Raw genomic sequence first — 12,246 nt, 5'->3', positions numbered from 1 at the left:
TAAACTCGCAATGACGAATTTAGAGAAGATTTGTGATTATGAGAATGCTAAACCACCGTTGATATCGATATTGTTTCCGGTTAAGAAACTCGACTCATCAGAAGCTAGGTAAGCTACCACATCGGCAACTTCTTTAGCATCACCTTCTCTTTTTAATGCGGTAGCGTTTGCTACGTTAGTTCTCACTTCCGATTTGGTAAAAGTATCATGGAAAGTGGTAGCAATCATACCTGGTGCTAAAGCATTTACACGAATACCTTTTGGTCCAAATTCTTTCGCCAATGATCTTGTGTAAGTCATTACTGCACCTTTTGAGGTAGCATAAGCACTTGCACCCGGGCCACCGCCATCTCTCGCGGCTAATGAAGAGAAGTTGATAATTGATGAACCTGCTGGCATGAAAGGAGATACCGCTTTAACAGCCAAGAATACAGATTTTAAGTTTACATTCATTACGAAATCCCAGAAATCTTCGTCCATCTCTGCTGTTGTTTTACGGGCAACCAAACCACCAACAACGTTTACCAATACGTGAATTTCTTCACCAAAAGCTGCTTTAGCTTTGGCTACCAAGGCATCAACTTCTGCAGCTTTAGTCATATCAGCTTGTACAGCAATCGCTTCGCCACCTAAATCTTGTATCAATTTCAAGGTTTCATCAGCTAGCTCTTTACTGTCGAAATAATTTACAACCACCTTAGCTCCTTCTTTTGCCAACTGTAAAGAAACGGCTCTTCCTATGTCTCTAGAACCTCCAGAAACTATCGCAACTTTGTTTTTTAAACGCATACTGTTATTATTTAATTTTTTATTTTTTTGATGATATATATTTAATGCACAACCATGATACCGGTACCAGAACGGCAGCCAATACAAAGAATGACACATAGCTTGTTTGGGTAATTACAGGAACTGCCCATGTGGTGAGCAGCGTACCTGCCACTGCCGCCGTACCGCCCATACCCGCAACGGTACCTACATTTTTACCATTGAAATAATCACTTGGCAAGGTTTGGATATTACCTATAAGATATTGAAAGCCAAATAAGGTTAAACCAATTAAAATCATGGCCAATATTGGTGTTTCCTTTAAATTGCCCAGCTGATAAACGATGGCTACCAAAGAGGCCAACATGATTATACTTCCTACCGCTATGGCATTTTTACGGGCTTTTTGTGGTTCCACTCCTTTTCTAATTTGTAGCGATGCATGGTAGCCGCCCACTAAACTGCCAATAGCAGCAAATAAATAGGGCACCCAGGTAAAAGCACCGATCTGCTTAATATCGAACATGAATTGCTCTTTCAAGAAAGTTGGCAACCAGGTGACAAATAGCCACCAAACTGGATCTATGAAGAATCTACCGGTAATGATGCCCCAAGTATTCCTGAATTTTAACAGCTCTCTCCAAGTTAATACCGGTGCTTCTTCCACTACTGTTTCTATTTCCTTGGCTTCTGGCTTTGCCAAAATATGCGCTCGTTCTTCATCGGTTAGCCAAGGGTGTTTATCTGGTGTTCCTTTGTTGATGTACAACCAGGGAACAATCCATATCAATCCCAAAACTGCAATGAGTACGAAAGTCATTTTCCAACCGAAAATAAGGTATAATGCTGCAATAATAGGCGCTGAAACTACTGAACCCAACGATGCACCAGCACCAAAAATACCCTGTGCAATACCTCTTTCTTTAGCAGGAAACCATTCGGCATTGCTTTTGGTGGCCCCAGGCCAATTTCCAGCCTCACTGAAACCAAGCATAAACCTAAATACATTGAAAGACAGTAACGATTTTGCAAAAGCGTGAAGTGCAATAGAAATACTCCAGCCCACAATTGATATCGTCATACCTAAACGGGTACCAATGGCATCCATCAGTTTACCAGTAAAAGTTTGCCCTAAAGCATAGGCAATCATAAAAAAGGTAGTGATTAATGCCAGCGCACTTTTATTGTCTACATCGGCAATGCCAAATTCCTTGTAAATGTAAGGCCAAAGAATGTTAATGGCACTTCTGTCAATATAGTTGATTACTGTTGCCAATCCAATGAGGGAAATAATCCACCACCTTAACCCTTTTACTTTCATATTTTATTTATTAGTCAGTTGAATATTTGTAATGCCCTTAACAGCATTTACTACTTTATTGTCAGCATAAACCTCATTGCCTACAGCTTCTCCTTTACTACTTTTTAATTTTATGTAGATACCATAACCTTCAGCATTTACATTACTGACGTTATTTTTAAACTTATTATAAGAGCCCCATCCTTCATAAGCACAGTTTACCTGATAGCCATCTAACAATACCGAAGGTGGTGTATTATGCCCAATATTATTTTCGATGAGGTAATGGTTTCCTTTTACATCAATCCAACTGTCTGCACTATTTTCTCCCGTAATGCCTTGCGCTTCGAAAGTATTACCTCTAATAATCCCTCCTGTTGTTCCTTCTTTAATGTCGATGCATTCGGCAGTGATATAAGGCCCTAGTTTATTATTCAAAACCTGGTTCGAATCGCATTGGTCTGGTTGTCCATTGCTATATTTTGCCCAATTGCTATAAGCAGATCCGATATAGATGCCTTCGCCATAACCTGGTCTTTTCTTGCCTGTATGCGTCACTTCAGAATTTTTAATGATGTTATGTTTGCTGAAAGCTCTTAAATGGATTCCTTCTTCCCCTAGCTGGGTTACCAATACCCCATCTATCACATTATAATGAGCACCATCAGCAACAATACCTTTTAATCCATTTTGCAGCGTAAAGCCTTTCAACTTCCAATAGCTAGCTTTTAAATACAGCACATAACCTGTTTCTATATTTCCAGCATCTAGAATTGCACCTCTACTTCCCGTAAGCACAATTGGTTCTTTTTGGGTTCCACTTGCGGCAGCTTCAATTACAAATTTACCGTCGTAAATACCATCTTTTAATATGATCGAATCTCCAGCCTTTGCTGTAGCCAATGCGCTTTTAAGCTGACTGCTATTAGTTACAATAATTGGTTTCGATGGCGTACTGAAAAAAGGCTGTATTGCATACCCCATCTCGCTTATACAAGCTGAGACAGCAATAGCAGCCATAACCATATATATATTGAAAGTCTTTTGCATGGAAGCGTAGTTTCCTATTTATGAATACCCAATTCTTTTAAAAAATCGATAATTGCAGCGTTCAATTCCGAATTTTTCTCTTTTGGAAATTTGCCATGCTCCCCACCTTCTATCGTCATGAATTTATTTTTAATGCCAAATTCATCCAATTTCTTTTTTAAGTCTACCGATTGTTGATAGGGAACTACTGGATCTGCATCGCCATGTACTATAAATACGGGCGGACTGGTTTTCTTTACCTGGTACAGGGGCGAAACCGATTCGATAAATTTTTGGTCTTTAGCTTTATCGCCCAACCACCAGGTAGCCGAACGGCTTGCCCAACCACCAATATTTGTAATTCCATATTTATCGATAATTGCCGCAACTTTTACGTCTTTCACTCCAGGACAATTGCCGTCGAATTTGGTATCATTGCCTAACAAGCCACCCATTAAAGCCAAATGTCCACCTGCAGAGCCACCCATAATCACAATCCTGTTAGGATCGATATTTAGTGCCTTTGCATTTTTGATTAAATAGATCAACGCACAACGTGTATCTTCTACAGCTGCAGGTGCTGGTGCAACCTGTACCAAACGGTAAGCAATATTAGCTACGGCATACCCATTTTTAAAGAAACTGTTAAAGCCCGTTTGCGACTCTTTATTTCCCTTATTAAAACCACCACCATGTATATTGATCACAATTGGCGATGGACCTTTTTCTTTTGGAGGGAGATAAAGATCCATTTTGCCTTCCCAATCGCCAACCTTGGTGTAAACCACATTCAATTGCTCAGAGAAGCCTGTTGGATAGACAACTTTCTTTACTTCTTCGGTCTCTTGGGCATGCACTGTGCTAACTGCTATCAATAACAGGCAGCTAATAATTAGTTTTTTCATAATATATATTACTTGATAAAATCTTCTCTATGAGGCGCAAACACATCGATTAAAATACCTGGCTCTACACATACACAGCCATGTACAGCATGAGGGGGCACATAATAACCATCGCCCTTTCTAATTATTCTTTTTTCGTCGCCAATGGTCATTTCGAAAACACCACTCTCTACATAGGTCACTTGTACATGGTAATGCTCATGCAATACACCTACGGCACCCGCTTCGAATTTGGCCTTCACCAACATGATCTTGTCATCGTAGCCATAGATTTTTCTTTGTACACCGTTTCCTAAATCTTCCCAAGTGGTTTCTGTTTCTATTTGAAATAATTCGCTTTGCATATTTTTGTTTTTTTTGTTAACTGTTATACGTTATCTATTACAGGGATTTAATTTTTAACTACTACTTTCTTATCTCTCATAACCAGCAACTTATAACGCTATTTAAAATTTATATAATTCTGTTTATCGGTATAATTAATTTGATAGGTGTAAGTTTTTCCGTTTAGCTTAAAACTCAGCACTGTTTGTTGTGCATCAGATTTTAGCAGCTTCAGTTCGCTCACCGATGGTTGTGCCGCTGTTACTGTTTCATTAATAGAATCTGTACCACCATGTGTTTCTGTAATACTTGCAAAAGTTTGATTTTGACCGTTACCAGATAGTATAAATGCCTTACCATCTACCAGATTCATTTCCGGATCGTTGGCACCAATAGAAACCAGTTTCACTTCCAATGGATTATCTGATACAAAATGCGTAGTGTAAAAACGGTTCTTATTCAACAGACCGACCATCCCTGCTTTTCCATCCAACTGATTACTGGCATTCAACCAAATGTGCTGATACCCATTTTTTGTACCTAAAGTACTTAACTGGTCCGTTTTTGCCGTAACTTGAAAAGAGGTATTTACCAATTGTCCCTTATACCAAAATGGCAAATCATATTGATGGTTTTTAGCAGATTGCGCCTGCATCACATCAATTAACAAGGGCTTCTCTAATCCTTCTACTTTAACCAAGGCCGATGTTCTTATCATCACCACACCAGCATATGCTTTATCTTCTTTGGCACTTACTACCTTTAGGCTGGGCTCATTACCAAAAAACAACAAAGTTGGATTGGATTTGCTAGCGGGCTCAACCTTTGCATTATAATGAGAAGTCTGGTCTACTACCAATGCATTGTGTGCTACGGTCTGTTTTGCCCAGGTGTTATTCTCAGGCAAGTAGCCACCTCCATTTTTGGTATCAATATTTAAAAACCTTGCAGCCCCATAGTCTGGAAAAATCTCTGTAGTATTATCATAGAACAACAGGTTTAACCGATCGAAATGGCCGTGCCCCATTCCCTGCGAAGCGGCCTTCAGCACCAGGCATTGCTGATCGGTATTGGCTCCGGAACGCAATATACCTAGACCTCCTTCATCTCCTTTTCCACCATCTCTAATCCACAACGATTGATATTTAAAAGGTACTGCCTTACCAGCTGCCAAGTCGGCCGCCACTTTTAAACCTGCATCAGATATGATTACACGATTTTGTTGTCTGGCGATATCTAATAGATCAACTTCCGGGTTAATATCAGCATAAGCCAAATCTACACCATATACCAATTCTACCGATTCATAAGTCTTGTCTTTGATGGCGTCATTGACAGGAAAAAAGGTTTTATCGGTATACGAAGTTTGCAAAGAGGTATGAATAGCTTTTGAAAGCAGTTTATTCCTATATTCAAAAATCTTCAATGAGGGCTGATAGTTATTAATTGCCTTGGCAAACAACACAAATGGAAGCAGGGCATAACGTTGATAGTATGGCCCCTCCATATAATAACCATCTGGAGAAAACAATTGGTCTATCTGTGCCAAATAACCCGTTTTGCCATCTTTATTAGACCCTTTCAATGCTTTTTCTACATATTCTGGTTTGTTAAGTACATATCCAGTAATCCCTACTGCGGCCAAGTTCCAGGTACCATGATTATGGATTTTATTGAAGACCTCATACCTATCTTCTGTAAAAAACTTTAAGATAGGTACGAACAATTTTTCTTCAATGGTCTTCCTCTCATCAACAGTAAGTCCGTTATAAACCAAATCATAAGCCTGTATGGTATATAGCTGCCATACAAAGTCGTTTAGGCTCTGCCAGAAAATGCGTCCCCCATCTTCTTCACTTTTTCTTTTGGGATGTAAAGGCCATTTTTCATATTGCGAGGCATAATTGAGCAGTACGTTTCTTACGTAATCTGCATATTTCTTTTCTCCAGATATCTGATAAGCAATGCCACAGTTCAGCATATTGCTATAGTTCTTCTTATGTTGCTCATGCGTGTAGCCACCCCCACCATCTTTAGGTACCGGCACAACTATTGGTGTTGCCAAGGCTTTATCTGCATCGTTTTTAACGCTTTGATAAGATTGGCGTAAAAGTGGATAAGTAGCTACACCCTTTCTAACAGCCAAAACATTTGCCTTGGTGAGCATTATGCTTGGATGCGTTTGAGCCATAAGCGATATGCTTAAAAAGGCGCAAAAAGATACTAATACCACTTTTTTTAAGTAGTTCATACGTTGTAATTTAAGTTAATGATTAAGCTAAGGTCGGCTTATATTTTTCTGATTAATTTTCTGTTTCGTTGATGATCTGTTGGGCCGCAAAGCCTGCTTTACTAATCTGCCATATTTCATCAAGATGACTGGCCATGGCCTCTTCTGCCTTTAGTACATCCTGCGTTTCTATTGCTGCCAATATTTGCCTGTGTTCTTTTATTGCAGTTTTAGCCCGGTTATCACCACAAACTTTATTTTCTACAATGTTCTTAATCAAATCTGGCACCAATATCAAAATCATCGATTCGATAACAGAGTTTTTAGTGGCCTTTGCAATCTTGATATGGAACAACATATCTTCTTCTACCGCATCTTTGCCATGACTAATCTTGTGCTCATAATCATGCATTGCCGACCTGATGCTCGCTAAGTCTTCTTCCGTTCTTCGCTCAGCAGCCAACTTAACCGCATTTAGTTCTAAATGATATCGAGCTTCTATCAGGGCATTAAAATCATCTTTATTAAATTTAATGATATCAGATATGATATTATCAATTACATTGATACTTAAACCCGCCACATAGGTTCCACTCTGTGGGTTGGTTTTTAACAAACCATAAAACTCCAATTTCAATATCGCCTCGCGAATGTAGCTTCTGCCAAGGCCAAAACGTTCTGAAAGCACCCTTTCTGCTGGCAATCGATCGCCCGGTTTTAACTGTCCGGAAATAATTAACTGCTTTAATTGCCCTATAATTTTATCTACGGGCGATTCTAATTGTATAGCGGTGATGGTATCTATTAGTGATTTCATTATTTAGACTTTTATTTGGTAGACCAATTAATTGGTCTACCAAAAATAAACATTCAAATGGGTATTCAAAAACATATTTCAAATTATCTCACACTATCTTGGAATAACCTCTAAATCGATCTTCCAACGATCTGTCCTAAACGGATACATGGGCAAACCCGCAGCATTGTACAGGTAATTTTCTCCTGGGTTATCCGCCCAAGCGTATCTCACAGCTATCGGATTTTTAACCTCATCATTCCATACTGTTACTTTATTTCCTTCTACTTTTGCCTGTGCCCAAACATATTTTCGATCTTCACCTGCTACCATAAAATTAGATCGTTCAGCTTTTTTATTTACCGTTAATCCATCGGCATGATCAAATGTCAATGCAACTTTAGAACCATCTATTTTCATCGATTTGAACACAGGACCATCGGCTACTAATCTTTGGTCATAAACTAATTGTAAAACTTTATTGGCCACCCTTTCCCCTACTGGAAGCTTATTTGTCGGGTGAATATCATCGGCTAACCCCAAATCAATAATGGTTACCAGTCCGGCATTTACTTGTTTAGTCGCTTTTTCCTGAGCCTCCCTTAGCATTGCCCAAGCGGAGTTTACTTCTGGTACTACAGATACTTTTTTATAGTTAGGCAATTGCACAACTACAATAGGCAATTGAGGTTGGTTAAAAACTTTTCTCCAATCTTTTATTAAATTCTTTAATAAACCTTCATATTCATCGGCCCAGTTGGCATTACTTTCACCTTGATACCATATTACACTTTTGTACTGCAATGTTTTTAAAGGGTTGATCATGGCATTATAAATAGAAGACGACACATCGTTAGGATGTACTGCAATATTAATGTGCTGAATTTTGTAGGCCCAATTGCCATCAAGCGTTACCCTATTTCCACTTCCAGACTTAAAGAACATTTTACCCTGGGGACCCCAAATGCCACCGTTCCTACCTTTATTGGCTACGCGAACAAGCACCTTGTTCAGCCCTGGCTTGAGTAGGCCTTTGCTTATGGTAAATTCCCTCAGTAAATCGCGGCTATCTGGCGAAGAACCCAATTTCACACCGTTAAAGAAAACCACACTTTGATCGGCAATTCTGCCCAAGCTTAAAAAGGCATCTTTTTGGCAATCAGCATCGTTTAAATTAAGCTCCCTATAAAACCAGATCACCCCATCTACATTTTGTAAACCTGCCTTTTCCCATAGGGTTGGCAGCTTAATCATCGCCCAACTCTTTTCATAAACCGGTATAGTAGGATTTATGGTATCCCAAAGTACATCTGCATTGCTATACTGGTTCAATTTACCCTGTGTTTTTTCCAGTTCTACCATTTTATCTGCAAGATATTGCTTTTGGTTTTTTTGCCCAATTTCGTTTAAAATAGGCTTTAATCTAGCAATAGTATCTAAAGATGGTGCACTTATGAAACCTTCTATTACCGTTCCCCCATAGGCACTACTGATCAATCCGATAGGAACATTAAGTTCTTCTTGCAATTTACGTCCCATATAATAGGCCACCGCTGAAAATTTGCCCACCGATTGCGGACCACAAAGCTGCCAAGGTGTTTTCTTGGTCAAATCATCTAAGGGTTGAAATTCTATATCTCTGTTCACATTAAACACCCTGATATTTTGGTTAGCGGCATTGGCAATATCCTTCTCTCCACCATCGGCCTTCATTAACAAAAAAGCCATATTACTCTGCCCACTACACAGAAAAACATCCCCCAAAAGAATATTATCCAATATTAGCTCGTTAATTTTCAAAACAAACGGACCACCTGCAGGAGAAGATTTTATTTCCGTTTGCCATTTACCTTGTCCATTAGCTTGTGCAGTATAATCGCTGCCCCTAAAACTGATGCTTATTTTTTCTCCCGGATCTGCCCAACCCCAAAGCGTAATAGGGCGGTCGCGCTGCAAGACCATATTACTTCCAAAAATCTGCGGCAGCTTTACCTTGGCCAATACATCTGTGGTGATGGTCAACAAAAGCACCAATGCGAGTAATATTTTTGAATGGCTATTCATTTATTTTAGGGGTTAGTTACTCATTATGGGTGACAAATTATGGGTTTAGGCATGCCACTCATCACTTGCAACAGCTATTATATCTTAATGATCTTTTTTGTGGTTGTGATCTTTCCAGCATTTTCAATCGACAGGATATAAATACCCGCCTGTATATGTTGTACATCTATTTCTTGCGTCTGGTTACCGCCGACTTTCTTAGTTACCAGCACCTGCCCCTGAACATTTAATATCTTGATCACGTCGCCATTTACAACACCTGCCACATTGATATTACGGCTGATTACAGGATTAGGATAAACACTTACGGCATCAGAAAAACTTACTACCACAGATTTAGGATCGCTAATATGCTGTGTTCCATCATTATCCACACCAATTAAGCGATAGTAATTTACACCAGACGCCGGATTTAAATGGGTATAGTTATAATTAAAGATACCAGGTTTGTTATTGGCTGCTATACTATAAATATCTTCAAAACCATTTAGCCCTCTATGTTGTAAAACATAATTTTTCAGGTTCACTTCAGAAGTAGTCTGCCAAGCTAATTTCACGCTGTTCAAACTTTCTTTTGCGGTAAAGCTCAATAAGGTCAAAGGCAAAGTAGTATTGGCTTCGCCTACAATCAACGGAGAAAATGCACTTGTGGTGAAAGTTGCAGTATTTGCCGCCGCATTTCCTGAACCTGTAAAAGTGCCATAAGCTCCTGCGCTATAAGAAGCAATACCAATTTGGGCATTACCAAAACCAGCAAAATCTGCCCCCTCTAAAGCACTTGGCCAAGCCAAAGTAACATCTGCATTACCAGAACCCGCAGAACGGCTAATATTCCAAACCGCATCTACCATTCTCAATTTTTGTGCTGCCGTTAATGCGGCACCACTTGGGGTAGCATTTGAGGTAGCTCCCGAGAATACGTTGATATCGAAAGTTGAAGCCGTTGTTGGTGCTAAGGTAACAGGTGCATAATAACCAGCCGTACCGACTGGAATCAAAGTAGATGCCGATAAATCTGTAAACCTTACTTTTCCAACTGCACCAGTAGAGGTATTAGCCGCTGTTAAAATATAGGATGAATTACCGAAGCTGCCTCCAAAAGAGCCTGTTGAAGCAAGCGTAACCATATCTCCCTCACTAACGGTTAACTTAGCACCATTTAAGGTCAGTTTTCCATTAATGGTAACACTCTTGTTCGTGGTAGCCGAAGTATTGAAGGTTACATCTCCCAAGACATTATTACTTGCTGTTGAAAAAGGAGATGTGGTTGCTCCATTAAAAATAAAATTGGTTCCAGCAGAAAGCGTAAGGCTTCCGAAAGAATTGATATCGAAGCTACCATCTACACCATTGCTATTAGAAGTCGTTAAGGTTGGGTTATCACCTATAAGATTTATTGACGTACCTGAGCTTAGCGCAGCTTTTGATAACGTTATACTACCAAAACCATTAGTACCACCAGTTGTAGAAGTATTGATAATATATGTATTAGCTTCAATATTTGGACCACTTACCAAAAGACCTGGTGCCGAACTTATCGATGTAAAGTCTGCAGCGCTATTGAAGGTGATCACATTACTTCCCGAAGTTACTACAGCCGCACTTGTTGAAGTATTAACAGAAGATCTAAATTGAACTCTTCCTGTAGAAGCAGCAACCCCATTTGTTTTTATCTGATTATTTTGAACGTTAACTGTTCCATATATATATGAAATTAATGCTCCAGCTAAGTTTATTGAAGAGCCTAGCGTAACATTTGCATCGGTAGCAACCGAAAAAGCCCCAAGATTAAAACTTCCTGAACCAGAAATTAATTGAGGGGTATTACCAATTAAAATAAGATTAGAGGAGCCAGTTGCGGCAACCCCTAAAGTACCATTATTAACGATATTACCAAAAATTGGCGATGGACCTGTACCATTCAACAAGAAAGAAGATCCATTTTCTATAGTCAAGTTTTCTACGCCTAAGAAATTTTCAGATAATGAAATTGCTACATTATTCCTGATAATAACATTGCCGAAGTTTCTATTCGTAAAGATATTTGATACATTCGCAGTCTCCATTATAAAATTACTACCCGATTGGAATACAGCTATGTTTGAGGTGGAACCCCCAAACGGATTGTACTGGCTTTTATAAATAAATGACGAGCCAGACTGAAATATCACTGATTTATCCACAGAAGGATTTGTTGAGGTTGTCAAAGTACTAAAAGCATTAACCCCAGAACCTGCATTACAAGAACTTCCTGACCCAAACCTTAAAGCAGAAGCTGCTTTTATAGAAAGTCTATTTGCAGCAGTACCCAAAACATTTAATTGACCTTGTATAGTACTATTAGAAGTGCTATTGAAGACTAAACACATTACACCTAAGTTTCCATTAATGTTCAACATGCTGTTAGCCGATACCACCACTTCTCCATCTATATAAAGGTAAGTTGTTCCTGAACTGGTTCTTGCCAAGTTAAGGATTGCGCCGTTTTGCAATACTAGTTTACTTAAAATCTCATTTCCGGTAGGTTGCAAAGTAACTGCACCAGTAGCACCACTACCTATATTACTTCCATCAAAAATTAAAATATCTGCAGAATTAACCGTAGATCTAGCTCCTCCAATGCCACCTACGCTTAAACTCCAATTGTTGGCAGAACTCCAGGAAGTAGATGTTCCTCCCACCCAGTAATAAGTCCCTTGTGCAAAGCTTAAAGCTATCACAAAACACATTGCAATTGTTAAAAGTAATTTTCTTTTCATCTGTTTATAATTTTATTTTTAGTGGTCAGATGTTCCTTACCATGACTTAAATACATCATACCCTGTGTTTA

9 protein-coding genes are annotated in these 12,246 nt (G+C 39.1%); all 9 read right to left on the bottom strand.

Annotated features, from left to right (window positions below; genetic code table 11):
- Positions 1-36: 36 nt before the first annotated feature.
- Positions 37-789, bottom strand: coding sequence for an SDR family NAD(P)-dependent oxidoreductase (locus JHD79_RS02100; protein WP_199117440.1), 753 nt, complete (start codon positions 787-789; stop codon positions 37-39).
- Positions 790-808: 19 nt separating this feature from the next.
- Positions 809-2,089: an MFS transporter gene (locus tag JHD79_RS02095; protein WP_199117439.1), complete on the bottom strand. Its 1,281-nt coding sequence runs from the start codon at positions 2,087-2,089 to the stop codon at positions 809-811.
- Positions 2,090-2,092: 3 nt separating this feature from the next.
- Positions 2,093-3,052, bottom strand: coding sequence for a nitrous oxide reductase family maturation protein NosD (locus JHD79_RS02090; protein WP_233164522.1), 960 nt, complete (start codon positions 3,050-3,052; stop codon positions 2,093-2,095).
- A gap of 80 nt (positions 3,053-3,132) precedes the next feature.
- The gene (locus JHD79_RS02085) at positions 3,133-4,002 is read right to left on the bottom strand and encodes an alpha/beta hydrolase (protein ID WP_199117438.1); all 870 of its coding nucleotides are present in this window, start codon (positions 4,000-4,002) and stop codon (positions 3,133-3,135) included.
- Between the two features lie 8 nt (positions 4,003-4,010).
- Positions 4,011-4,346 (bottom strand): cupin domain-containing protein, encoded by a 336-nt coding sequence (locus JHD79_RS02080; RefSeq protein WP_199117437.1) that lies wholly within the window; start codon positions 4,344-4,346, stop codon positions 4,011-4,013.
- 98 nt (positions 4,347-4,444) lie between these two features.
- Positions 4,445-6,577 (bottom strand): heparinase II/III family protein, encoded by a 2,133-nt coding sequence (locus JHD79_RS02075; protein ID WP_199117436.1) that lies wholly within the window; start codon positions 6,575-6,577, stop codon positions 4,445-4,447.
- 52 nt (positions 6,578-6,629) lie between these two features.
- Complete coding sequence (locus tag JHD79_RS02070) at positions 6,630-7,373, bottom strand: FadR/GntR family transcriptional regulator (protein ID WP_199117435.1); 744 nt, start codon at positions 7,371-7,373, stop codon at positions 6,630-6,632.
- Between the two features lie 93 nt (positions 7,374-7,466).
- Positions 7,467-9,416, bottom strand: coding sequence for a sialate O-acetylesterase (locus JHD79_RS02065; RefSeq protein ID WP_199117434.1), 1,950 nt, complete (start codon positions 9,414-9,416; stop codon positions 7,467-7,469).
- A 77-nt stretch (positions 9,417-9,493) separates the two neighbouring features.
- The gene (locus JHD79_RS02060) at positions 9,494-12,175 is read right to left on the bottom strand and encodes a T9SS type A sorting domain-containing protein (protein WP_199117433.1); all 2,682 of its coding nucleotides are present in this window, start codon (positions 12,173-12,175) and stop codon (positions 9,494-9,496) included.
- Between the last annotated feature and the right edge of the window lie 71 nt (positions 12,176-12,246).

This window comes from Pedobacter sp. ASV28 (genome assembly GCF_016428855.1).
Lineage (GTDB): Bacteria > Bacteroidota > Bacteroidia > Sphingobacteriales > Sphingobacteriaceae > Pedobacter.
Note: the sequence above shows the minus strand (reverse complement) of the source record. Positions and strands in the feature narration are given on the sequence as shown.